The following is a 23,014-nucleotide window of genomic DNA, read 5'->3' on the forward strand; positions in this document are numbered from 1 at the left end:
GAGAGAGAAAAATGAGCGAATATTTATCAATTCAACACATTCAAAAACAGTTTGATGCATTTACAGCGTTAAAAGATATTTCTTTTACTGTGAACAAAAATGAGTTTGTTTGTTTATTAGGCCCGAGTGGCTGTGGGAAAACGACGTTGCTTCGCATTTTAGCGGGACTAGAGGAACCAACGACTGGCAGTATAGCTGTGAATGGAAAAGATATTACAGCATTGCCTCCTGGGAAGAGAAACTTCGGAATGGTTTTCCAATCGTATGCTTTATTTCCGAATTTAACAGCACTTGAAAATATTGAATACGGCTTAAAGACAAAAAAATATGGGAAAGCAGAAGTGAAAGAGAAAGCGCTAGATGCGTTAAAACTTGTAGATTTGCTGAATGTAAAAGATAAATATCCTGCTCAAATGTCTGGTGGACAACAGCAGCGAGTAGCACTTGCACGTGCGCTCGCTCTGTCTCCAGATATTTTGTTACTCGATGAGCCGTTATCAGCTTTAGATGCAAAAGTGCGTGAAAAATTACGTAGGGAAATGCGTGATTTGCAAGAGAAAATAGGAATAACGACGATTATGGTAACGCATGATCAAGAAGAGGCATTAACGATGGCTGATAAAATTGTTGTAATGAATCATGCGGAAATTATGCAGATTGGAACACCAGAGGAGATTTATCAAAGACCAGCCAATCCGTTTGTGGCAGATTTTATTGGTTCTATTAATTTCTTTTCGAAAAATAACGAAGAACATGCAATTCGTCCTGAACATGTAACAATTGTACAAAAGGACGGTATTAAAACAGTTGTGGAAAGTATGGAATTTCGCGGATCTGTATATCGGACGGAAGTGCGAGTCTTAGAAGAAAACACACACCTTTATAATGAGAAAATTGTAGTGGATATATTAGCATCAGAAGTAGAAGCAACGGCCATTAGAAAAGGAAAGCCGATTCAAATCTCTTTCTCAGAAAATCATATGTTGTCATATGGAAAGAAGGTCATTGTATAGATGGAGATGTTAGAAAACTATAAGGTAGAAAGTACGAAAAAAAAGATTAAGAGAAGTATAGGGAAAGAGGAATGGATCCAAAGGCTCGTAATTATCGGTATGATTCTTTCCTTTCTTATCATACTTGTATTACCACTATTACAACTATTTACACAAGCTTTTTATAATAAGGATGGAGTTTTCATTGGTTTAGCCAATTTCAGTAAATATTTCACAACACCAACTTTAGTTCAGTCTTTACAAAATACAGTATGGATTTCGGGCGTAACAACAATTATTTCAGTTGCAATCGCATTCGTTTACGCATATGCAATTGCCCGTACGAATGTTTTTGGAAAGCGCGTATTTCAGTATGTAGCGTTATTACCATTGTTCGCACCAACGATGATGCACGGTATAGCACTTACATATTTATTTGGTAATCAAGGGCTAGTAACGAAAGGAATGTTTGGTTTATTTGAAGGTATACAAATCCCTTTATATGGACCAGTAGGAATTGTAATAGCTGAAGTTATGTATACATTTCCGCAAGCCTTTCTCATATTGCTAATTGCCTTTCAAGGATCTGATTATCGTTTATATGAAGCTTCTAATATGTTAGGGGCGAGTAAAACGAAGCAATTTTTCACGGTTACTTTACCTAGTGTAAAGTACGGATTAATTAGTGCAATGTTTGTTGTGTTTACACTTAGTTTTACTGATTTTGGGGCACCCAAAATTGTTGGTGGGCAATATAATGTGCTTGCTACTGACGTATACAAACAAGTAATTGGACAGCAAAATATGCCGATGGGTGCAACTGTCGGAATGATTTTATTAATCCCAGCTATATTCGCATTTGTAGTTGATCGTATTACGCAAAGAAAGCAGGCGAATTTCTTATCTTCAAAAGCAGTACCATACAGAATAATAGCTAATAAGAAAAGAGATGTAATCTCATTCATATATTGTAGTGTGATTACCCTTATGATCATTCTATTATTTGTTGCAGTTGGTATTGCTGCAAGTGTGAAAGTATGGCCATATAATATGAGTTTTACATTTGAGCATTTTAATTTTTCAAGTTTAACAGGAGATGGACTTGAAGCATTTAAAAATAGCGTAATTGTTTCAGCAGTTACAGCAGTTATTGGGGCGATCTTAACATTTGTATTCGCATATGCAATTGAGAAAATAGACCAGCTACAATTTTTTAGAAAAACAGGTTACTTTTTCTCTATAGTGCCGTTAGCGATACCAGGTTTAGTACTCGGATTAGGATATGTCTTTTTCTTTAGTCAACCAACGATTCAAATTCTTGGACTATCAGTAACGAATCCGTTTCATTCTTTATACGGAACAATCGCTGTATTAGTACTAGTAAATATCATTCATTTTTATTCTGTAACATTTGTCACGGCAACGACTGCCTTAAAGAAATTAGACCGAGAGTTTGAGCTTGTTTCGCAGTCGATGGGTATTCCGTTTTATAAAACATTCTTCCGAGTAACAGTACCAATGTGTTTACCAGCAATTTTAGAAATGGTAATGTACTACTTCGTAAATTCAATGGTAACTGTATCGGCAGTTGTGTTCCTATATGCAGCTGATTTTAAACTAGCTGCCGTATCAATCGTAAATATGGATGATGCAGGGAATGTAGCGCCAGCAGCTGCAATGAGTGTACTTATTGTTGTTACAAATATTGTAGTGAGAGTTGTATATGAATGGGGAACGAAAGCACTTCGTAACCGAACTTCACAATGGCAAAAAAGATAAGTAAGAAGGGTGATGGACAGAATGAAAATTGAAGCAGTTATTTTTGATTGGGCAGGCACGACGGTTGATTACGGATGTTTTGCACCACTAGAAGTATTCATGAAGATTTTTCATAAACGCGGCGTTGAAATTACAGCAGAAGAAGCACGTAAGCCAATGGGATTATTAAAAATAGATCATGTAAGGGCACTAACAGAAATGCCTCGTATTGCGGATGAGTGGAAGCGTGTCTTTGGTCACTTACCAACAGAAGCAGACATTCATGAGATGTATGAAGAGTTTGAAGAAATTCTCTTTTCTATTTTGCCAAGTTATGCTAATCCGATTGATGGGGTAAAAGAAGTAATCGCTTCTTTACGTGAGAGAGGCATTAAAATCGGTTCAACAACTGGTTATACGAGAGAAATGATGGATATTGTAGCAAAGGAAGCAGCTTTACAAGGATATAAACCTGATTTTCTTGTTACGCCAGATGATGTTCCAGCAGGCCGCCCATACCCATGGATGTGCTATAAAAATGCAATGGAACTTGGTGTGTATCCGATGAACCATATGATAAAAGTAGGGGACACAGTATCAGATATGAAAGAAGGTAGAAATGCTGGAATGTGGACAGTTGGTGTAATTCTTGGAAGTAGTGAGCTCGGTTTAACGGAAGAGGAAGTGGAGAGTATGGATTCGGTAGAGCTTCGTGAAAAAATAGAAATAGTTCGTAATCGGTTTGTTGAAAATGGGGCTCATTTTACGATTGAAACGATGCAGGAGCTCGAAAACGTAATGGAACATATCGAGAAACAAGAACTTATTATTTCATAAAAGGGGTACGGGATCATGAATGAAAATCACTACTTATTATTAACACCAGGACCATTAACGACAACAAAATCAGTAAAAGAAGTTATGCTATACGATTGGTGTACGTGGGATGTTGAATATAATACGATGGTGCAAGAAGTAAGAGCTAAACTTGTATCGTTAGCGACGAAGGAAGAAGAGAAATATACAACAGTGTTAATGCAAGGAAGCGGTACGTTTTCAGTTGAAGCAGTAATTGGTTCTGTTATTCCGGGAAATGGGAAGCTTCTCGTTTGTACAAATGGTGCGTACGGTAAGCGCATTGTACAAATGGCAGAGATGTTACAGATTGATGTAGTGGTCAGCCAAACAGAAGAGTGGGAACCTACTAATATTGTAGAAGTAGAAAAGTTATTGCAAGAAGATAAAGAGATTACGCATATTGCAGTTGTTCATTGTGAAACAACGACAGGCATTATAAATCCAATTGTAGATGTATGTAGATTAGGAAAGCAGTATGGAAAGGTTACAATTGTTGATGCGATGAGTAGTTTCGGCGGGATTGAAATAGACATTGCTGATTTACAAATTGATTTTTTAATTAGTAGTGCGAATAAGTGTATTCAAGGGGTTCCTGGATTCGGATTTGTAATCGCAAAACGTGATGAATTATTGAAGTGTAAAGGGCAAGGACGATCTTTATCTCTTGATTTATATGATCAATGGGAAACGATGGAAAAACAAAATGGGAAATGGCGTTTTACTTCACCTACACATGTTGTACATGCTTTTTATCAAGCACTACTTGAACTAGAAAAAGAGGGTGGAGTAAGAGCGCGTTACAATCGATATTACAACAATCAAAAACTACTAGTGAATAGAATGGGAGAAATCGGATTTAAGCCACTAGTAGATGAGAAATATCAATCTCCTATTATTACATCTTTCATTTATCCAAAAGGGGAGTTCGAGTTTCAACAGTTATATAACGAATTAAAATGCTATGGATTTGTTATTTACCCTGGGAAAATTTCGAAAGTAGATACGTTCCGGATTGGAAATATAGGTGATGTACATGAAGAAGATATTAATCGCTTAGTTGATAGTATTGCTAAAGGAGCTGTTATTGGGTGAAAGTATTTTGTTTAGGTGGAGCAGGTAAAATTTGTCGTGAAGCTATTTTGGATTTAGTTCAATTTTCATCTTTTGAGACGATTACTGTAGCCGATTTTAACGAGGAAGAAGGCCGTAAAGTAGTAGAATGGCTCAACGATTCTCGTGTTGATTTTGTAAAAGTAGATGTAACGAATCACGAGGATACGGTTGCAAAAATGAAAGGTTATGACATTGTATTGGACGGTACGACGATAAAGCTAAACGGATTGTCGACTCGCTGTATTGCAGAAGCAGGCTGCCACGGTGTGAACTTAAATGGATTTGGTGAAGAAAATGAATCGCATGCTATATTTGTTCAAAATGAAAAAACATGTTTGCCTGGGTTTGGCATGACGCCAGGTGTAACGCAAATGATGGCAATGCATGCAGCAAATCAACTGGATACTGTAGAGTCTGTCCGCGTAAGTCACGCTTCGTATCGTCCGATTGCTTTTTCTGCTTCAATTACAGAGACAACGACATATGAATATGATCCACATTTACCATCGCGTACAGTGTATGAAGATGGTGAATTTAAACAAGTACTTCCGTTTGCGCGTCCGAGAGAAATAGAATTGCCAGCGCCTTATGGTAAGGAAACGCAGTATATCATTCCGCATTCTGAAACGATTACGTTAGCAAAGGCACTAGAAAATAAAGGTGTCAAACTGATAGAGACGAGAGGAACTTGGCCAAAGCAAAATATGCAACTTGTACGTGCTTTATATGATTACGGCATATTGCGTAATGATCAGATTGAAATAAACGGGAAAGAAATAGGCATTATGGATTGTATTTCGCAGTATTTATTGCAATCGAAAGAAGGACAAGAAACAGAGCTTTATGGTTATGCACTTCATGTAGAAGTAATAGGTATGAAAAATAATGAGAAGCAAAGACATGTGTTATATCATACACATCCGTTATCTGATGGTTCTGTTGTAGGATGGGAAAAATTAAGAGCGTATACGAGAAACGTCGGTATTCCATTTGGGATTGCCGCAGAGTTAATTGCAAATGGAAATGTAAATAGGGTGGGTGTTGTTACGCCTGAAGAAGCTTTTGAAAATCCACAATTAATTTTTGATGAGCTAGCAAAGCGCGGTATTCATATTCATGAAGAAGTTTCTACTTACAAAGAAAATTATAACTTTGTATAAGTAAGAAAGTTTATGAGGGAGATATAAATGAGGTGAAGCTATGTCTGTAGTAGGAGAAGAAAGAAAGCGAACCATTCTTGAAAAGGTAGAATTTAAAGGGAAAGTAAAGGTTTCAGAATTAGCGAGAGAATTTGCTGTATCAACAGAAACGATTCGTCGTTATTTAGAAGAATTAGATCGTGAAAAGAAGCTGAAAAAAGTGTATGGTGGAGCTGTTCAACTTCCAGGCGCTGGGGTAGAGGCACCGATGTTAGAAAGAGAAATGTTACATATAGAAGAGAAGAAAAGAATTGGTTATAAAGCAGCGACATTTGTAGAAGATGGTGATGTCATTGCAATTGATGATGGAAGTACACCGCTTCAAATGGTTCCATACCTTGTTCATCGTAAAAACTTAACGATTGTAACAAGTTCATTTCCAGTCGCAACACAATTAATTTCTTCTATTAATAAAAAGATGTTTCACGGTGAAGTTTTATTTATAGGTGGAAAAGTATCTCCAAAGCATTCGCGTGTATCAGGGTCTATTTCTCAGCAAGTAATACAGCAATTCCATTTTCATAAAGCGTTCGTTTCGATTGATGGGTTATTACCTAGTTTTGGAGTTTCCAGCTTTGAATTAGAGAAAGCGAAATTGTCAGAGGCGATGATGAAATTAGCTGAGAAGACATATATTTTATGTGATCATACGAAGGTAGGCGTGAAAGGGAATTATCGTATAGCAGCATTTTCACGTATTCAACATGTAATTTGTGATAAAAAAATGCCATATAGTTTTGAAGAAGAACTTATGAAGCATAATATTCAGTGGACAGTTTGTTAAATAAAGTGAAAGTACCTAAACTCCCGCCTAATTTTTAGGAGGGAGTTTTATTGTCTGCAAATCGTAAAATAAAAGATTTGCATTTATGCAAAAAGTGGACACATTTTCTCATCTCTTTCATATAATTTACCAATACAAAAAAAGTTGGTCGAAGGAAAGAAGGGAGAACATGTCAGAACGAATATATAATAAACTTGTATTGTACGCGAATATTTTGCAAAAAATTGGTATCATCAATGAGAAGGAAAAAAGTGAAATTCTTCATACGATAGGTAAAAAAGCCCTTTGAATAAAGGGCTTTTTATTTTTTATCTTTAAAAATATAAATTTAATGTAATATTCTCATTGACAATGATAATGAGATTCATTATCATTTATTTGTGGGTAATTGATAAGGGTTATCAATTATAAAAATTATATATGATAGGGGATATTATTTTGAAAAAAAATTATATGAAGGCGCTAGTAGTAGCGACAACATTAGCGATTCCATTTGCTACGTATTCTACTCCAGCATTAGCGGCATTAAAAGTTGAAGCAAATCAATCGGTAGCAGCAGCGAGTGATCGCACGTATGATACTGAAATTAAAATATATAAGGACCAAAAAGACGAGCCATCTATGGTTTCTCAATATATAAAAGATCCTAAAGTAACGATTGCAGCTGGCAAAAAAATTGTCACTGTAACAATGCAAGATAGCGATTATTTTCAATATCTTAGAATAGAAGATAGAAACCAGCCTGGTGTATTTCATGATGTGAAGGTTTTATCAGAAGATAAGAGGAAGAACGGAACGAAAGTAGTCCAATTTGAAATTGGCGAGTTTGAGAAGAAGCACAATATGCAAATGCATATACTTATTCCAGCTATTGGATATGATCACAAATATCAAGTTCAATTTGAAATTAAAGATCCAACTGTAGGTAACAAAGAAACAGAGAAACCAGATGATAACTCTAATTCAGGCAATAGGGAAACGGATAATCCAGTTGATAATCAAAATATGATAACAGATAACAAATTAAGAGAACTTGTGAATAAAAAAGTATTTAATAGAAAAGATTTAAATACACCAATTACGAAAGAAGAGTTATTACAAGTAAAGGATTTATTTTTAAATACAAATGAGATACTTGATTATAGTGCATTAAAATATATGCCAAATTTAAAATCTTTAACAGTTGCGAATGCGAAGATAAAAGACCCGTCGTTCTTTGCGAACTTAAAGCAATTAAATCATTTAGCTTTGCGTGGTAATGAATTTGCAGATGTAACGCCACTTGTTAAGATGGATAATTTAGAATCTCTTGATTTAAGTAATAATAAAATTACAAACGTTGCACCACTAACTGAAATGGAAAATGTAAAAAGTTTATATCTATCAGGCAACCAAATAGAAGATGTAACAGCATTAGCGAAAATGGAACAACTAGATTACTTGAATTTAGCAAATAATAAAATTACGAACGTTGCTCCATTAAGCGCTTTGAAAAATGTAACATACTTAACTTTAGCAGGTAATCAAATTGAAGATATTAAAGCGTTATATTCATTACCTTTAACAGATTTAGTATTAACACGTAATAAAGTTAAAGATTTATCCGGCATTGAGCAAATGAAGCAATTAGAAGAATTGTGGATCGGGAAAAATGAAATAAAAGATGTTACTCCTCTAAGTAAGATGACACAGTTAAAACAATTACACTTACCTAACAATGAGTTAAAGGATATTACGCCATTATCAAGTCTAGTAAACTTACAAAAGCTTGATTTAGAAGCGAATTATATTTCAGACTTATCATCAGTGAGCAATTTGAAAAAATTAGTATTTCTAAGTTTTGTTGCAAATGAAATCCGTGATGTCCGACCAGTTATAGAACTAAGTAAGACGGCTTATATTAATGTCCAAAATCAAAAAGTATTTTTAGAGGAAACAGAAGTAAATAAAGAAGTAAAAGTACCTATATATGAAAAAGATGGTGAGGTTTCTACGAAAATCCGTCTGAAGAGCGATAACGGTACGTATAGTAATGGTGTAGTGAAATGGAGTACACCAGGTGAGAAAGTATATGAATTTGGTGTGAAAGATCCATTCGCGGATACAGGAATCTTCTTTACAGGATCTGTTATTCAAAATGTAGTAGAAAGTAAAGACGGTAATACATCTAAAGAAGATGAGAAAACAGAAGTGGTAGAGTTTAAAGATGTGCCAAAAGGACATTGGTCAGAAGAAGCAATTAATTACTTAGCGAAAGAAAAGTTATTTATAGGCTATGGAAATGGTGAATTTGGATTTGGGGATAACATTACTCGTGGACAAGTAGCACTTCTAATACAAAGGTACTTAAAATTAGAAAATAATCTAAAACCAAAAACGACATTTACAGATACGAAAGGAAATATGTATGAAACGGCTATTGATGCAGTAGTTCAAGCTGGGATTATGACAGGGTATGGAAATGATACATTCCGTCCAGATGGAGTATTAACTCGATATGAAATGTCAGTAGTACTACAAAGAGTATTTCAGTTAAAAGAAAATGAAAATAGTGCAGAGAACTTTAAAGATATACCAAATGGCCATTGGGCGAAAGGATATGTGAAAGCTTTAGTAGATAATAAAATATCAAAAGGTGACGGGGAAGGGAACTTTTTAGGAGATAATTTCGTAACACGTGAACAATACGCACAGTTTTTGTATAATGCAATAAAGAAATAAAGTGAAACTTTAATCAGTGGGGGTCTTACTGCCCGGTAAATAGCGGGATAAAAAATGAGGAAAATACGCTATTCTTTAATTAAAGAATAGCGTATTTTTTTATGTGCAAAATGAAATAGGAAATAGATAGGAGTATAGACATATGAATAGCCTATTTTAAAGAAGAACCACGAAACTATATTGACAAAAAAGCGTTCTCATGTGATAATTCAATTAAATTTTTAGAATAATCAAAAAATATTCCTTTTACATAGAAAGGATTCGAACCTTATATGAATATTATGCCGGGGGTGACGAAATGTTATTTTTTCTGAAGAAATGGAATGAATTAAAAGATGTGAAATCTGAATTGGCACTTCGTGATTGGTTTTATGGTACCAAAATTAGTTTATCGCTATGTACGTCAAAAGAGCCGTTAACATTCTTAGTAAATGTTGAGGGAAGAGATAAAGGGCTATTTTCGGAAGAAGATTTTATTGTCGTAAATTGCATGTGCGAGTCAGTATTTGAAAATGAAGAAAAACCAGCTGCAGAGTCATTTATGCATGCAGATATTTATAAAAAAAGTAGTGCAGGATGTATTTTACAAGTGCAGACTGTAGATAGTCATTTAATATCAGAGTTATATGGAGAAGAAGGAGAAGTAACGTTCGATAAACGCAGTGTGGAGCGTGTTTTCGGAAAAGAAGGTATAACAGAAATGACAATTCCAATTGTAGAAGATGAAAAAAAATTCGCTGATTTATTAGAAAGTAATGTTCCGAATTTCATTGAAGGTGGGGGAGTAGTTCTTGTTCATAATTACGGCATGATTGTGTGGGGGAAAACGCCAGAAGAATCGAAAAAATGGCTAGAGGGTATAGAATATTTAATGAACTATCATGTAAAGTTATTAATGATTAAGGGCGCAAGGAGCTCTGTTATATAAAAATGTATGTGATATGGATACAAGTTAATAAATAAATGAAAGCGTTTTAAAAATAATTTCACTCATAAAATATAGGTCTCCTTATTATATATAGATTACATGTTGACATGTAAGGAGGAACATATTTTGCGAGTTAAATATCATTTTCTGCCAAAGCAGCAAGTAACATTTTGCAAAATAAATGATTCTGGTGAAGAGGCACTGCAAATGATGAACGAAACGGGATTTCGAGCCATCCCGGTATTAGCAGAAGATGAGAAGAAATTCACGGGGATTATTTATAAAGTAGATTTATTAGAAAAAAAATGCAATAGCGGATTAGATCATGTAAGTGCAGGAGATATGCTTGACAATTCCAATGCATTTATTTTTGAAAAGGATTCCTTCTTCAGAGCCTTTTATGTAATTCGTCGGCTTCCGTTTTTAGCCGTGCTAAATGATTATAATGAATTTGTCGGTATGTTAACGCATTCGAATATATTTGATGTTATTGAAGATTCATTTGGTATGCGAACAGGTGGTTATATATTAACAATTGCAACACAAGATTGTAAGGGGACGATTAAAGAGCTTGGGACATTGTTAAAAGCATATAATATCGGTGGTTTGTTTACACTCGATAACGGTGATCAATATATCCGTCGGGTTATTGTAAATATATCAGATGAGTTAGATGAAACAAGATTAAAGCAATTAATCGGAAAAATAGAGAAAAAAGGATTCAGAGTGAGTCATGTAGATTATATTTAAGTTAAAAAGAAAAGTACCTATCTGTTATATACAGATAGGTACTTTTTTGTCCCGTTATTTGTGGGCGGTAAGATCCCCACCTCAAAATTCAGTGAAAGCAATGGGGGGCTTCCCGTAAAAGCCCGATTGGTGAGGGCTGATTATATGTGAGCAATGAACTTTATTTTGAAACAGGAGGCGGGGATAATGCTAGATCAGATAAAAAAATAAAGTCTGCATGCTCACGAATTTTAGGGATAGAAGTTTCAATAACGCGTGATGTAATTTCACCTGGGGGGCCCACATGCCCGATAGCTACCATAATAGGCTTTTCTTGAATTTTTTTGATGAGTAATTGGGCTTGTTTTGAAATATGTCCTGCTGTATACACATCATCAAAAAATAGTTGGTTTTCAATAATAGGAACTCCTAATTCTTTTCCGATTTTTGGGACGACACTATTAGGATTCGTTTTACTATCTAAGTAAAATAAACCGTGTTTTTTACAAGCAGCAAGTATAAGGCGAACAATCCTTTCATCTGCTGTTACTTTTGACCCCATATGATTGTTCATTCCAATTGCATGCGGAACTTCTTGAATTGCTTGTTCAAGTCGGTTGTTTATTTCTTCATCGCTTAAATCGGTTGTAATTGCTTTTGGTCCAAGCCATTCTTTTTTACCTTTAATAGGTTCCATTGGCATATGTATAATAACTTCATGACCTTTCTTATGGGCAGCTATTGCATCTTCTTTTGTGGAAGGAAGAAAAGGCATAACAGCAACAGTTAGTGGAATTGGAAGTGACAACATTTGATTAGTCCCCTTCATATTATTGCCGAAATCATCAATGACAATAGCAACTTTATTCGTATGAGCAGTTGCTTGAATGGGAAATAAGAAGGACGGTAAAAACAAAACAATGATGAATAATGCAATCGTATATTTTCGCATATAAATATTTCCTTTCTATTGTTATCCCGCTATTTGTGGGTAGTAAGACTCCCACCTCAACATTGGGCTGGATAGGTGGGAGATTCACTGTCAATAAACGCCCGATTGGTGAATGCTAATAATCAGTGGGGCTGAACAAAAAACACTGATGAAAGTTTCACTTTATCAATCATCATTATGTTTTGCTTTTTTATATAAATTAAACAAAAAATGTCGAAGAAAAGTAGGTGGAAAATTAAGAATCCCCGGTTTACGTAGAATTTGTAAAAAAAGAAGATGAAAAAAATGTCTATTATTGCGAATGTATTTACAAAGATAGAATAATTTGTAATAATTCTCAAAGTGAGGGTAAAGATTTGTAAATTACAGGGAGAAAATGTTAAATTTTCTGATTCTTCAAATTTGCATATTATTAAGTAGTTAAAAAAGTCAATGGAGAAGTGAACTTGAGAGCATGGAAGTATAATAAGGGGGATATGGATGTTTACTGTAAAAAGGAAGTACACATTAGAAAAGCTTTCACGTGATATTCATATGAAACGTGAAGAAATGATTCAACTAGGATTAACAAGTGGGCTAAATAGTAAGGAGACAATTCAAGTTAGTCAAGAATTGGACAAGCTTATTTTACAATATCAGTGTTATAAAGAAAAACAAACACCGAAATGGTTTTCAATTATAAAAATACCTATTTTCCAAATCGGGTATGAAGGAAAATCAAATAATTTTTGGCGAATGCTTGTCGCTGGTTTTATGAAATAAGTATAATTACCCTTATAGGATAAGGATAATTATACTATGTGTAACGGAATTTCGATATGAACTGTCGTTCCTTCGTTTTCTGTACTGTCAATAAAAATATGCCCATTATACATCTCTACAATTCGTTTACATATGACAAGTCCAAGACCTGTTCCAGTATCTTTATTAGTAAAGAACGGATGAAAGAGGTGTTTTTGAATATGTTGTGGAATCCCTTTCCCAGTATCTATAATCTGCAATTGTGCGTGTGTTTCATTGTTTTTTACTACAATGGTTAGTGTATCACTAGAAGTCATAGCCTCAATTGCATTTTTTGTAATGTTTAAAACCACTTGTTTCATATGGTCTTTCGAACAACGGATATGAACAGGATGGTCTGGCAAATGTAAATGGAATACAATGTTATGTAAATTCGCCTCAGATTGAATAATTAATGCTACCTCATTTAGAATTGTTCTTACATCATACGTTTGTTCGATGATGGCGGTTGGCTTTCCGAGAATAAGAAATTCACTTACAATTTCATTGATTCGCTCTATTTCTTTTTCAATTACGGAAAAGTAGAACTGATCTTGCTCATCTTTATATTTCTCTTTTAATAGAGCGACGAGCCCTTTAATTCCAGTAAGAGGATTACGGATTTCGTGTGCTGTACTCGCTGCAAAAGTTCCAACTAATTCAATTTTCTGTAGTTCATTTTGTTGTCTTTCAAGTTTTGTTTGCCGTTTTAACAAAATATATTGAGCAAGTAAAAATAAAATAGACATTAAAAATAAAGTAGCTATACACTCTATTGTAACCCACTGGTATAAGGTTTTTTGATGAATAGGTAATGGAGAAACAGAGACCTTCCAATTTAATCTTTGGAGTGGGGTAGTAAGCATATTAGAATGCGTATCACTTGTGTCGTTATTATCATCGGTTAGAAAAACTACATCATGTTTATCAGTTACCTCAAAATGGTATTGTGGTTTAATGGCATTTAAAGAAGATGAAATGTAATCAAAGCGTAAACTAGCTAATAATAATCCTGAGAGCTCCTTCTGTTTATTAAATATGGGGGCAGCAATTATAATAGCTTTATGTCCAAGAACGCGATCAGTAATGACTGATGATACAGTGGTTTTTTTAGTTTGGAGCGCGTCTTGAATATATTTACGGTCTGAAACATCTATAGGCTTTGATTCATCTTCAGATGCGATTGTAATGACTCCTTCTGGTGTAGCGTAATATAAACCAGAAAAGCGTGCATCGTTTCCATCTGTATCATGTACAATTTGTTTAATCCCATTTATATTACCAGTCTCGGTGCCTACAACTTTTGCAAGCATGTCTAAAGCAGAAATTGCTTCACCAAGATGATGATCCAAATAATCTCTATATAAAAAGAGAACTGTATGAGCAGATAATTTGTTTTCCTGTTTCATTTTATATGTATGATACGAATAAAATGTAGCACCAATCCCTATTGTCGGTAGGATAACAAGCAATATATATATAATTATGCTTTGGAATTTGACTTTCAAATGTGGTACTCCTTCTTTTTTTATTATCATTATATATAAACTATGTTAAAATTGTCATGTTTTTATTCAAGAATGATTCTTAATATATTAGGGGAGAGGAAATGGATGAGTGAATGCTCATTCGGAATTCACATGAAGTATGAAGTGGCATTTTCTTTTTATTGCTGAGAATTTAAGTGAAGGGTTGAAAGTTGTATGACATCAAATAATGAACGAGAAGATATTTCTCAATCTTTAAAAGTATTTATTGCATTATCTCGTGTACATCGTTCTGTTATGGATACTACAAATAAATCTATACAAAGTAACGGGTTAAATCCAACTGAATTTGCTGTATTAGAACTGCTATATCATAAAGGCGGTCAACCACTCCAGCAAATTGGTGAGCGCATTTTAATAGCCAGTGGCAGCATTACATATGTTGTAGATAAGCTGGAGAAAAAGGGATTAGTAAAGAGAATCCCATGTCCGAATGATAGACGTGTTATTTACGCGCAATTAACTGAGTCTGGCGAGAACTTTATTGCTTCTATTTTTCCGGGGCATGAGAAAGTTATACATCAGTCTTTTGAAATGTTAACGAAAGATGAAAAAGATGAATTACTTGATCTATTAAAAAAAATTGGGAAGTATGAAAAATAATAATATGTTCCAAAGGAGCTTTGGATAAATAAATCCAGGGCTTTTTTATTTGCAATGAACTCAGAGTAGTCACTGCCGAATTTTGTTGAAAATTAAGAGGGAATTTGAGAATACGTATTGAATTATAATAAAGGTATGTAATGGAGAGGAGGCTCGTTCATGTCATTTAAAGACTATGAATATAAACGCCCAAATATTGAAGAGTTAAAAGAGAAATTTACTGTTGCTTTAGAGAAGTTTGATAACGCAAAAACTGTAGAAGAACAAAAACAAGTCATTCATTCAATTAATGAAATTCGCAACGATTTTGGTACAATGGGAAACCTTTGTTACATTCGCCATTCTGTTGATACGACGGATACTTTTTATAAGGAGGAGCAGGATTTCTTTGATGAATACTCTCCAGTTGTACAAGGATATGGTACAAAATATTATAAGGCACTTATTAATTCTCCATTTCGTGAAGAATTAGAGGCGTATTATGGAAAACAATTATTTGCTCTAGCAGAATGTGATTTAAAAACATATTCAGATGAAGTCGTGAAAGATTTACAATTAGAAAATAAATTATCGTCGCAATATACACAGTTATTAGCATCCGCAAAAATTGACTTTGCTGGAGAAGAAAGAACGTTATCGCAATTGATTCCGTTTATGCAAGGAAAAGAAAGAAGCGAACGTAAAGCAGCAAGTGAAGCATACTACGGATTTTTAGCTGGAAATGAGGAAGAACTAGATCGTATTTATGATGAGCTTGTTAAAGTGAGAACGAAAATCGCAAAATCTTTAGGTTTCAAAACCTTTGTTGAACTTGGATATGCAAGAATGTACCGTACAGATTATAATGCGGAGATGGTGGCTAATTACCGTCAGCAAGTGCTGGATTATATCGTTCCCGTTACAACGGAATTAAGAAAGCGACAACAAGCACGTATCGGTGTAGAGAAGTTAGCTTATTACGACGAAAACTTTGAGTTTGCTACAGGTAACCCAACTCCAAAAGGAGATGCGGATTGGATTGTTGATCATGGAAAGACCATGTATAAAGAGTTATCGGCTGAAACAGATGAATTTTTCAATTTCATGCTAGATAACGATTTATTAGATTTAGTTGCGAAAAAAGGAAAAGCTGGTGGCGGATATTGTACATATATTGAGAATTATAAAGCGCCATTTATTTTCTCAAACTTCAATGGAACATCTGGTGACATTGATGTATTAACACATGAAGCAGGTCATGCTTTCCAAGTATATGAAAGTCGTAAATTTGAAATTCCAGAATATAATTGGCCAACATATGAGGCATGTGAAATCCACTCTATGAGTATGGAATTCTTTACATGGCCATGGATGAAGCTATTCTTTGAAGAAGATGCAGATAAATATTACTTCTCTCACTTAAGTTCAGCACTTCTGTTTTTACCTTATGGTGTATCTGTTGATGAATATCAACATTATGTATATGAAAATCCTGAAGCATCACCTGAAGAGCGTAAGACAGCATGGCGTAACATAGAGAAGAAATATTTACCGCATCGTGATTATGAGGATAATGATTATTTAGAGCGCGGTGGTTTTTGGCAACGTCAAGGGCATATTTATAGCTCACCTTTCTATTATATTGATTACACGCTTGCTCAAATTTGTGCGCTACAATTTTGGAAACGTGCAAGAGATAATAGACAAGAGGCATGGGAAGATTATGTGAATCTGTGCCAACAAGGTGGAAGTAAATCGTTCTTAGAATTAGTAGAAGTTGCAAATTTAACATCACCATTTGCTGAAGGCTGTGTGAAAAGTGTTATTACAGAAATTGAAGCATGGTTACATGCGATTGACGACACAAAATTGTAAAAAACATGCGCTTTTTTTCACATGTTTAACATCGACATAATGGGAAAATGATGAGATAATAAAAGAAAATTCAGAATACTAAAGAGGTGTTTCTAATAAGGAGCACCTCTTTTCACCAACAAAAAGGGGGAAAGAAGTATGCTTCAATCTAATATGGATGTGAGTTTAGAAAGTTTAGTAAGCTCATTACAGTCTACTCGAAGCACGCTATTATCAGAAATTGAAATGTTAAATGATACAGAAGTGAATGTAAAGCCACGCCGTGATAAATGGAGTATTATTCAAATTTTACACCACTTGCATTTAGTTGAACAATCTGTCACGTCTGCCCTTGTATATGCTTTACAAAAAAATGAAAGAAACATGACTCCATTTAAAGACCTCCAACTTACGCTTGATCGCACACATAAACGAGAAGCTCCTCAGCAAATGCAACCAACAGAAACTTTAATGAAAAAACAGCAAGGAATTCAATTACTAGAACATTCACGACAAGAACTATTACATGCGCTTCATAGTGTTATAGATGAAAAAGATCTATTTGAAAATGGATTAAAGCATCCTGTTTTTAATGATCTGAATTTGTATCAATGGGTTCAATTTCTTGATTTGCATGAACAAAGACATCTTACGCAATTAAAAGAGGCGAAACATGCAATTTTGCAGCGCTAAAGTGGAAGAAGTGGGAAACCACTTCTTTTTTGATACGTGCATAGTTTTCTTTCTTATTTTGGAATACTACATGGAGAAAGAAAAGAAGGAGTTGAAAAAATATGTCTAAGAAGAAGCGAGAAGAAGAGCGCGCCTGGAAAGCGCGTAAAGAAAATCAACAACCGCACGGAAAAGTGAAAGCTTTTGCTGAATTAGTTGAAGGAACAGAAAAAACGTGATGATTATTTCATCACGTTTTTTGTATGAGTGGAAAAGTTAATAAAAAGGTTGTACCGATTCCTTTTTCACTTATAATATCAATTTTTCCATTCATAGCTTGAACAACACTGAATACGACCATCATTCCAAGTCCAGTGCCTTTTTCTTTCGTTGAATAGAAAGGCGAGCCAAGACGTTTTACTTGTTCTGAATCCATACCGACTCCTGTATCTTTTATATATAACTGAATATGCTTATGATCAGGAACTAATGTGAAATAAAGATCACCGCCTTTTGGCATAGCCTCAATGCAATTTTTTAAAATATTTAATAAACATTGATTTAGTTTTTGCTTTTCTCCAGCGATAAAAAAAGAAGTGCTTTGCTTTATATAATGAGTACGTACATTTGTTAAATTAGCAAGCGGTGTAATTAACGACAATGCATGTAGTAATTCTTCTTCTAACTGTAATGTTTGTTCTTTTTCAATGCTTGGTTTAGCAAAGGTTAAATAATCTGTAAGAACATGATTTGCTTGTTCAATGCCGTTAATGGCAATGTCGATATATAATTTTCGTTCCTGCTCAGTGCATGTATCTGATTGTAACAGTTGTAAAAACCCTTTTGTTGAAGTTAATGGATTGCGAATTTCATGAGAGATAGACGCTGCCATTTCACCAATTAAATGAAATTTTTCAGCATTTATAAGTTCGTTTTGGAGACGAACTTGAGTTTGTAATATGTGTAGTAAATATAAAATTAGAATCGTACCAAGCATTGAACATAACTCATACACAATAATATGCGGTATATAATCAGTCTTATTTGTAACCTTTGAAAGGAAGAAGGGTATCCAACTAAATCCGTATGTGAGACTGTAGATAATAGCAAGTGTTATTTTTATACGATTAGAAGTTCGATTGAAAAATTTATATGTTAATAGTAGAACAATAAATAGAAGAACAGAACCGATAAGAGATGGGAAAACACCGATCCCACCTAATAATAAGCGATATATGTTTAATACAACTAAGATAGAACCACCAGCAATAGGCCCTCCCGTTAATGTACCGACAATTAATACAATATGGCGCATATCAAATTGAAAACCATTATTTGTTTTTGCTGCAAATGTAATACAGAGTACGGTAGCGAGGCAACAGAGTACAATGAATATAGCTGAATTTAATTTAGGAGAGCGTTTCCCTTTTTGATTCCAAAATAAATGATATACGAGCATTGTAATCAGGATGAATAATATATTTAAAAAGAGATAAATAATAAAGGATTTCAGTGGGATGCCTCCTCTCTTCTTATATTAAATTAATCATACTATAAAATGAAAGAAATGAAATGATAAATAGCGGAAAAATCAGAAATTTTTACGCTAGTATACAATATGTTACAATAAGCTGTGTCAATGAAAGAAGAAATTCCGTGCACCGCGCGGGAGAGGTTCGCGAACTCCCTCTATAAAAAACTATGGAAACAACAATATCCTTAGGTATTGTTTTGTTTTTTTATTGTGACAGTTCAAGAACGTTCTTTCTTCTTATTTATAGTAGAGAAGGAGAATGAGTGAAATGAAAAAAGAAAAAGCAGTTGTTGTTTTTAGTGGAGGACAAGATAGTACGACATGTTTATTTTGGGCAATAGAGCAGTTTGCAGAGGTAGAAGCTGTAACATTTAATTACAATCAACGTCATAAGCTAGAAATTGATTGTGCAGCGGAAATTGCAAAAGAGCTAGGAATAAAGCATACGGTACTAGATATGAGTCTATTAAATCAACTTGCTCCAAATGCGTTAACGAGAACGGATATGGAGATTACACATGAAGAAGGTGAATTGCCATCGACATTTGTAGATGGACGAAATTTACTCTTCCTATCATTTGCTGCTGTATTAGCAAAACAAGTTGGAGCACGTCATATTGTAACAGGTGTATGTGAAACTGATTTCAGTGGTTATCCAGACTGCCGTGACGTGTTTGTGAAATCGTTAAACGTTACTTTAAATTTATCTATGGATTACCCGTTTGTCATTCACACGCCACTTATGTGGATTGATAAAGCTGAAACATGGAAATTATCAGATGAACTTGGAGCATTTGAGTTTGTTCGGGAAAAAACATTAACATGTTATAACGGAATCATTGGTGATGGTTGCGGTGAATGTCCAGCATGTCAACTTCGTAAAGCAGGATTAGATACGTACCTACAGGAACGCGAAGGAGCGAACAACTAATGGATAACTTTTTTGGATTTCGCATCGTAGAGAATTTGCAAAAAATGGACAAGGATATTCAGCGTAAACAACTCAAATACCATAATAAAAGAGTAATGGTCAGCAAGGAATTTACATTTGATGCAGCACACCATTTACACTGTTATGAAGGGAAATGTAAAAACTTACATGGTCACACATATAAAGTTGTATTTGGAATTAGTGGATATGTAAATGAAATAGGTCTTGCAATTGACTTTGGAGATATAAAAGAAATTTGGAAGAATGAAATCGAAATTTATTTAGATCATCGTTATTTAAACGAAACGTTACCTGCAATGAATACGACTGCTGAAAATATGGTCGTTTGGATTTATGAAAAGATGGCAGAAGCACTAACAAAAGAGAATCGAGTGAACGAATATAAAGGAGCTCGCGTTGAATTTGTTCGTCTATTTGAGACGCCGACTAGTTATGCGGAAGTAAGACGGGAGTGGATGCTTGATGAGTAAAATCCCTGTCTTAGAAATATTCGGTCCGACTATTCAAGGTGAAGGAATGGTTGTAGGGCAAAAGACAATGTTTATCCGTACAGCTGGTTGTGATTATAGCTGTGCTTGGTGTGATTCTGCTTTTACGTGGGATGGATCAGCTAAAGATCAAATTAGACAGATGACACCAGAAGATATTTGGGATGAGCTTGTTGCAATTGGAGGAGAAAATTTTTCTCATGTTACGATTTCAGGTGGAAATCCGGCATTACTGAAAAATATTGAGTTTCTTCTTTCAATATTAAAAGAAAATGGAATGCGAACGGCAATTGAAACGCAAGGGAGTAAATGGCAAGATTGGTTACTTCAAATTGATGAGGTAACAATTTCTCCAAAACCACCAAGTTCGACGATGAAAACAGATTTTCAGAAGTTAGATGCTATTATTCAGAAACTAGCAGGAAAAGATATTAGTTTAAAAGTAGTAGTATTCGATGAGCATGATTTTGAATATGCAGTTAAGATGCACGAACGTTATCCAGGTGTACCATTTTTCCTGCAAGTAGGAAACGATGATACAAAAACAGTGGATGATGCGATGCTTATTAAAAAATTATTAGATAAGTATGAGTGGCTGATTGATAAAGCTGTAAATTGTAAAGAGATGAATGATGCAAAAGTATTGCCTCAGCTTCATGCGTTAGTATGGGGAAATAAACGCGGCGTATAACGAGAAGGGATGTTTAAAATGACTGGAAGATTAGATGAAGATTTAAAAGATGTAACATTATTAGGAAATCAAAATACAAAATATTTATTTGAATATAGCCCAGAAATATTAGAGATATTTGATAATAATCATCCAAACCGTGATTATTTTGTAAAATTCAATTGTCCTGAATTTACAAGTTTATGTCCGAAAACAGGACAACCAGATTTTGCAACAATTTATATTAGCTATATTCCAGAGCAAAAAATGGTAGAGAGTAAATCTTTAAAGTTGTATTTATTTAGTTTCCGCAATCATGGTGATTTCCACGAAGATTGCATGAACGTTATTATGAACGATTTAATTAAATTAATGGATCCACGTTACATTGAGGTATGGGGGAAATTCACACCACGTGGTGGCATTTCAATTGATCCATACTGCAACTACGGTCGCCCAGGGACGAAGTATGAACAAATGGCTGACTACCGCATGATGAACCACGATCTATATCCGGAAACAATTGATAATCGTTAATAGAAAGAAAGGGCCTGTATACTATACAGGCCCTTTCTTTCTATTATATTATGCATTTTGATTAATGACAGTATAGTTTTTATGACTTACAACTGTAAGAGGTTCCATATCTAGTTCTCTAAAATTCTTCATAATTGTTATATCAACAATAACAGAGTTTTGATTTACTTTTTGAACACGGCCTTGCATTCCACCTTTAAATTCGATGATATCTCCAGTTTCTGCGATCTGCATAAGCAACTCTCCTTGTTACAGTTTTCCCAAAAAAAGAATAAATTTGGGTTTTTTTTATTTCCTCCTATTTTGAACCATATTTCCTACTTTGTAAATGTTTCCAAAGTAAAAATTCGAAAAATATTCACTTTTTGTAAGAAAATATGTAGAAAATCCATGTTATTTGAAAAAAATAGCAAAAATGCGGGAATCTTTATATCGAGGTATAATGAAAAAGTAGAATAACCTGCTGAAGTGGGAGAAATTAGAGGCGGTAAAATGATGTTTGAATTTGTGGGGAGTGTTATAGCTTTAATTTTATTTTTATTTTCTTATATGCATTTAAAAAAGATTCGTCAATATGATACGAGTACATATTTTGATGGGATGGATGGTATCCATGCTTCGATAACGCATGATAGTGGTGGGGAGATGTAAAGGTATATGACTTTCTTTTCTTGCGTGGTATGATGTTTAGAACTAGTGCATAATAGAGTTCGTAAGTGATGAATGGAGAGTGAAAAGAATGAAGATTTCTTTTATTCGTCATGGTTGTTTAGGTCGTATAAGAGAACCGATGACAATTAATTCATTTCACGAATGGATGAAACAGTATGATTCCGAGTCAATGATACAAAAAGCTAAAATGCCGATAGAAACAATAGAGGCAATTGAAGCAGCGAAATTTGTCTTAACAAGTGATCAAAGGCGTGCTGTACAATCAGCAGCTGAATTAACGGATTCTTTATCTTTTATGCAAAACTCTCTTTTTAGAGAAGCTGAAGTTCCTTCATACTTTTTTGCTCCGAAGTGGTTGAAATGCACAATTAAGGTATGGATGTTCATTGGGCGCACATTATGGATACTTGGCTACCATAAAGATGTTGAGTCTTATAAGGAAGTAAGAGAGAGGGCAAGGCAAGCGGCTTACCTGTTACATCGTTATGCTCTCGTACATGGAAGTATTGCTCTTGTAGGTCATAATTATTTTAATTCGATGATTGGAACGGAGCTGAGGGCAATGGGATGGTCTGGTTCTCCTATTTTGCATAGAAAGCCATGGGGATGTACAACATATACGTTTCACGAGGCGATGGATGGAAATATATTAAATACGAATTTAACATAAAAGCACACGATTTATATAAATC

Annotated in this window: 24 protein-coding genes and 1 riboswitch; of the genes, 20 read left to right on the plus strand and 4 right to left on the minus strand. The window is 34.5% G+C overall.

Going from position 1 to position 23,014, the window contains the following annotated elements:
* Positions 1 to 11 precede the first annotated feature (11 nt).
* From H6481_RS03825 to cbpA, 9 genes are all read left to right on the plus strand, one after another.
* Entirely contained in the window at positions 12 to 1,013 is a 1,002-nt protein-coding gene (locus H6481_RS03825; protein ID WP_182811046.1) for a putative 2-aminoethylphosphonate ABC transporter ATP-binding protein, read from the plus strand.
* On the plus strand, positions 1,014 to 2,771 hold the full coding sequence (locus H6481_RS03830; protein WP_182811048.1) for a putative 2-aminoethylphosphonate ABC transporter permease subunit: 1,758 nt from the start codon (positions 1,014 to 1,016) through the stop codon (positions 2,769 to 2,771).
* A gap of 21 nt (positions 2,772 to 2,792) precedes the next feature.
* Complete coding sequence (gene phnX / locus H6481_RS03835; RefSeq protein WP_078993545.1) at positions 2,793 to 3,587, plus strand: phosphonoacetaldehyde hydrolase; 795 nt, start codon at positions 2,793 to 2,795, stop codon at positions 3,585 to 3,587.
* Positions 3,588 to 3,602: 15 nt separating this feature from the next.
* Positions 3,603 to 4,700: a 2-aminoethylphosphonate--pyruvate transaminase gene (phnW, locus tag H6481_RS03840; RefSeq protein WP_001004785.1), complete on the plus strand. Its 1,098-nt coding sequence runs from the start codon at positions 3,603 to 3,605 to the stop codon at positions 4,698 to 4,700.
* A complete protein-coding gene (locus H6481_RS03845; protein WP_182811050.1) occupies positions 4,697 to 5,881 on the plus strand; it encodes a saccharopine dehydrogenase C-terminal domain-containing protein in 1,185 nt (394 codons plus the stop codon). Before phnW ends, H6481_RS03845 begins: the two co-directional genes overlap by 4 nt.
* Positions 5,882 to 5,921: 40 nt before the next feature.
* The gene (locus H6481_RS03850) at positions 5,922 to 6,704 is read left to right on the plus strand and encodes a DeoR/GlpR family DNA-binding transcription regulator (protein WP_000117666.1); all 783 of its coding nucleotides are present in this window, start codon (positions 5,922 to 5,924) and stop codon (positions 6,702 to 6,704) included.
* 420 nt (positions 6,705 to 7,124) lie between these two features.
* Positions 7,125 to 9,425: an NEAT domain-containing leucine-rich repeat protein gene (locus tag H6481_RS03855; RefSeq protein ID WP_182811052.1), complete on the plus strand. Its 2,301-nt coding sequence runs from the start codon at positions 7,125 to 7,127 to the stop codon at positions 9,423 to 9,425.
* Positions 9,426 to 9,723: 298 nt separating this feature from the next.
* Positions 9,724 to 10,353, plus strand: a complete 630-nt coding sequence (locus H6481_RS03860; protein ID WP_053564937.1) for a class II aldolase/adducin family protein — start codon at positions 9,724 to 9,726, stop codon at positions 10,351 to 10,353.
* Between the two features lie 126 nt (positions 10,354 to 10,479).
* Positions 10,480 to 11,103: a cyclic di-AMP binding protein CbpA gene (gene cbpA / locus H6481_RS03865; RefSeq protein ID WP_053564936.1), complete on the plus strand. Its 624-nt coding sequence runs from the start codon at positions 10,480 to 10,482 to the stop codon at positions 11,101 to 11,103.
* 160 nt (positions 11,104 to 11,263) lie between these two features.
* Here the strand turns inward: cbpA and H6481_RS03870 are convergent, their stop codons facing one another.
* Positions 11,264 to 12,034: a divergent polysaccharide deacetylase family protein gene (locus tag H6481_RS03870; RefSeq protein WP_001234112.1), complete on the minus strand. Its 771-nt coding sequence runs from the start codon at positions 12,032 to 12,034 to the stop codon at positions 11,264 to 11,266.
* A gap of 480 nt (positions 12,035 to 12,514) precedes the next feature.
* Here H6481_RS03870 and H6481_RS03875 point away from each other — a divergent pair, with 480 nt between their 5' ends.
* Positions 12,515 to 12,796 carry an aspartyl-phosphate phosphatase Spo0E family protein gene (locus H6481_RS03875; protein ID WP_000495527.1) on the plus strand — a complete coding sequence of 94 codons (282 nt, stop codon included), beginning with the start codon at positions 12,515 to 12,517 and terminating at the stop codon, positions 12,794 to 12,796.
* 29 nt (positions 12,797 to 12,825) lie between these two features.
* Here the strand turns inward: H6481_RS03875 and H6481_RS03880 are convergent, their stop codons facing one another.
* Positions 12,826 to 14,322, minus strand: a complete 1,497-nt coding sequence (locus tag H6481_RS03880) for a DUF3149 domain-containing protein (RefSeq protein WP_182811054.1) — start codon at positions 14,320 to 14,322, stop codon at positions 12,826 to 12,828.
* Positions 14,323 to 14,517: 195 nt separating this feature from the next.
* On the opposite strand from H6481_RS03880, the gene H6481_RS03885 reads away from it, so the two are divergent.
* The 4 genes from H6481_RS03885 to H6481_RS28700 all read left to right on the plus strand — a co-directional run bounded on the left by H6481_RS03885 (position 14,518) and on the right by H6481_RS28700 (position 17,708).
* Positions 14,518 to 14,964, plus strand: a complete 447-nt coding sequence (locus H6481_RS03885; RefSeq protein ID WP_000203336.1) for a MarR family transcriptional regulator — start codon at positions 14,518 to 14,520, stop codon at positions 14,962 to 14,964.
* 159 nt (positions 14,965 to 15,123) lie between these two features.
* Positions 15,124 to 16,818 carry a M3 family oligoendopeptidase gene (locus H6481_RS03890; protein WP_000008582.1) on the plus strand — a complete coding sequence of 565 codons (1,695 nt, stop codon included), beginning with the start codon at positions 15,124 to 15,126 and terminating at the stop codon, positions 16,816 to 16,818.
* 138 nt (positions 16,819 to 16,956) lie between these two features.
* Positions 16,957 to 17,490: a DinB family protein gene (locus H6481_RS03895; RefSeq protein WP_000941977.1), complete on the plus strand. Its 534-nt coding sequence runs from the start codon at positions 16,957 to 16,959 to the stop codon at positions 17,488 to 17,490.
* Positions 17,491 to 17,591: 101 nt separating this feature from the next.
* Positions 17,592 to 17,708, plus strand: coding sequence for a DUF6254 family protein (locus H6481_RS28700; protein WP_000038355.1), 117 nt, complete (start codon positions 17,592 to 17,594; stop codon positions 17,706 to 17,708).
* An 11-nt stretch (positions 17,709 to 17,719) separates the two neighbouring features.
* Here the strand turns inward: H6481_RS28700 and kinB are convergent, their stop codons facing one another.
* The gene (gene kinB / locus H6481_RS03900) at positions 17,720 to 18,928 is read right to left on the minus strand and encodes a sporulation sensor histidine kinase KinB (protein ID WP_000964151.1); all 1,209 of its coding nucleotides are present in this window, start codon (positions 18,926 to 18,928) and stop codon (positions 17,720 to 17,722) included.
* A 206-nt stretch (positions 18,929 to 19,134) separates the two neighbouring features.
* Positions 19,135 to 19,178, plus strand: a riboswitch (PreQ1 riboswitch).
* Positions 19,179 to 19,271: 93 nt separating this feature from the next.
* On the opposite strand from kinB, the gene queC reads away from it, so the two are divergent.
* From queC to queF, 4 genes are read left to right on the plus strand one after another with little or no spacing between them, the layout of a single operon-like run.
* Positions 19,272 to 19,934 (plus strand): 7-cyano-7-deazaguanine synthase QueC, encoded by a 663-nt coding sequence (queC, locus tag H6481_RS03905; RefSeq protein WP_000711595.1) that lies wholly within the window; start codon positions 19,272 to 19,274, stop codon positions 19,932 to 19,934.
* The gene (gene queD, locus H6481_RS03910; RefSeq protein WP_000368414.1) at positions 19,934 to 20,425 is read left to right on the plus strand and encodes a 6-carboxytetrahydropterin synthase QueD; all 492 of its coding nucleotides are present in this window, start codon (positions 19,934 to 19,936) and stop codon (positions 20,423 to 20,425) included. The genes queC and queD overlap by 1 nt, the downstream gene beginning before the upstream one ends.
* Positions 20,418 to 21,134 carry a 7-carboxy-7-deazaguanine synthase QueE gene (queE, locus tag H6481_RS03915; protein WP_182811056.1) on the plus strand — a complete coding sequence of 239 codons (717 nt, stop codon included), beginning with the start codon at positions 20,418 to 20,420 and terminating at the stop codon, positions 21,132 to 21,134. The genes queD and queE overlap by 8 nt, the downstream gene beginning before the upstream one ends.
* Positions 21,135 to 21,152: 18 nt before the next feature.
* Positions 21,153 to 21,650 carry a preQ(1) synthase gene (gene queF, locus H6481_RS03920; RefSeq protein WP_182811058.1) on the plus strand — a complete coding sequence of 166 codons (498 nt, stop codon included), beginning with the start codon at positions 21,153 to 21,155 and terminating at the stop codon, positions 21,648 to 21,650.
* 48 nt (positions 21,651 to 21,698) lie between these two features.
* On the opposite strand, the gene H6481_RS03925 is transcribed toward queF, so the two are convergent.
* The gene (locus H6481_RS03925) at positions 21,699 to 21,884 is read right to left on the minus strand and encodes a DUF2187 family protein (RefSeq protein WP_001165082.1); all 186 of its coding nucleotides are present in this window, start codon (positions 21,882 to 21,884) and stop codon (positions 21,699 to 21,701) included.
* A 261-nt stretch (positions 21,885 to 22,145) separates the two neighbouring features.
* On the opposite strand from H6481_RS03925, the gene H6481_RS03930 reads away from it, so the two are divergent.
* Together H6481_RS03930 and H6481_RS03935 are read left to right on the plus strand one after the other, a co-directional pair.
* Positions 22,146 to 22,301 carry a hypothetical protein gene (locus tag H6481_RS03930; RefSeq protein WP_000461432.1) on the plus strand — a complete coding sequence of 52 codons (156 nt, stop codon included), beginning with the start codon at positions 22,146 to 22,148 and terminating at the stop codon, positions 22,299 to 22,301.
* A gap of 88 nt (positions 22,302 to 22,389) precedes the next feature.
* Complete coding sequence (locus H6481_RS03935; protein ID WP_000703093.1) at positions 22,390 to 22,992, plus strand: hypothetical protein; 603 nt, start codon at positions 22,390 to 22,392, stop codon at positions 22,990 to 22,992.
* Positions 22,993 to 23,014: the final 22 nt, after the last annotated feature.

The sequence above is a fragment of the Bacillus sp. ME78 genome (assembly GCF_903970865.1).
GTDB lineage: Bacteria > Bacillota > Bacilli > Bacillales > Bacillaceae_G > Bacillus_A > Bacillus_A cereus.

Coding starts and splice junctions, on each gene's coding strand:
- H6481_RS03825 (WP_182811046.1), top strand. CDS start 12: ATGAGCGAATATTTATCAATTCAACACATTCAAAAACAGTTTGATGCA.
- H6481_RS03830 (WP_182811048.1), top strand. CDS start 1,014: ATGGAGATGTTAGAAAACTATAAGGTAGAAAGTACGAAAAAAAAGATT.
- phnX (WP_078993545.1), top strand. CDS start 2,793: ATGAAAATTGAAGCAGTTATTTTTGATTGGGCAGGCACGACGGTTGAT.
- phnW (WP_001004785.1), top strand. CDS start 3,603: ATGAATGAAAATCACTACTTATTATTAACACCAGGACCATTAACGACA.
- H6481_RS03850 (WP_000117666.1), top strand. CDS start 5,922: ATGTCTGTAGTAGGAGAAGAAAGAAAGCGAACCATTCTTGAAAAGGTA.
- H6481_RS03855 (WP_182811052.1), top strand. CDS start 7,125: ATGATAGGGGATATTATTTTGAAAAAAAATTATATGAAGGCGCTAGTA.
- H6481_RS03860 (WP_053564937.1), top strand. CDS start 9,724: ATGTTATTTTTTCTGAAGAAATGGAATGAATTAAAAGATGTGAAATCT.
- H6481_RS03870 (WP_001234112.1), bottom strand. CDS start 12,034: ATGCGAAAATATACGATTGCATTATTCATCATTGTTTTGTTTTTACCG.
- H6481_RS03875 (WP_000495527.1), top strand. CDS start 12,515: ATGTTTACTGTAAAAAGGAAGTACACATTAGAAAAGCTTTCACGTGAT.
- H6481_RS03885 (WP_000203336.1), top strand. CDS start 14,518: ATGACATCAAATAATGAACGAGAAGATATTTCTCAATCTTTAAAAGTA.
- H6481_RS03890 (WP_000008582.1), top strand. CDS start 15,124: ATGTCATTTAAAGACTATGAATATAAACGCCCAAATATTGAAGAGTTA.
- H6481_RS03895 (WP_000941977.1), top strand. CDS start 16,957: ATGCTTCAATCTAATATGGATGTGAGTTTAGAAAGTTTAGTAAGCTCA.
- H6481_RS28700 (WP_000038355.1), top strand. CDS start 17,592: ATGTCTAAGAAGAAGCGAGAAGAAGAGCGCGCCTGGAAAGCGCGTAAA.
- kinB (WP_000964151.1), bottom strand. CDS start 18,928: ATGCTCGTATATCATTTATTTTGGAATCAAAAAGGGAAACGCTCTCCT.
- queC (WP_000711595.1), top strand. CDS start 19,272: ATGAAAAAAGAAAAAGCAGTTGTTGTTTTTAGTGGAGGACAAGATAGT.
- queD (WP_000368414.1), top strand. CDS start 19,934: ATGGATAACTTTTTTGGATTTCGCATCGTAGAGAATTTGCAAAAAATG.
- queE (WP_182811056.1), top strand. CDS start 20,418: ATGAGTAAAATCCCTGTCTTAGAAATATTCGGTCCGACTATTCAAGGT.
- queF (WP_182811058.1), top strand. CDS start 21,153: ATGACTGGAAGATTAGATGAAGATTTAAAAGATGTAACATTATTAGGA.
- H6481_RS03925 (WP_001165082.1), bottom strand. CDS start 21,884: ATGCAGATCGCAGAAACTGGAGATATCATCGAATTTAAAGGTGGAATG.
- H6481_RS03930 (WP_000461432.1), top strand. CDS start 22,146: ATGTTTGAATTTGTGGGGAGTGTTATAGCTTTAATTTTATTTTTATTT.
- H6481_RS03935 (WP_000703093.1), top strand. CDS start 22,390: ATGAAGATTTCTTTTATTCGTCATGGTTGTTTAGGTCGTATAAGAGAA.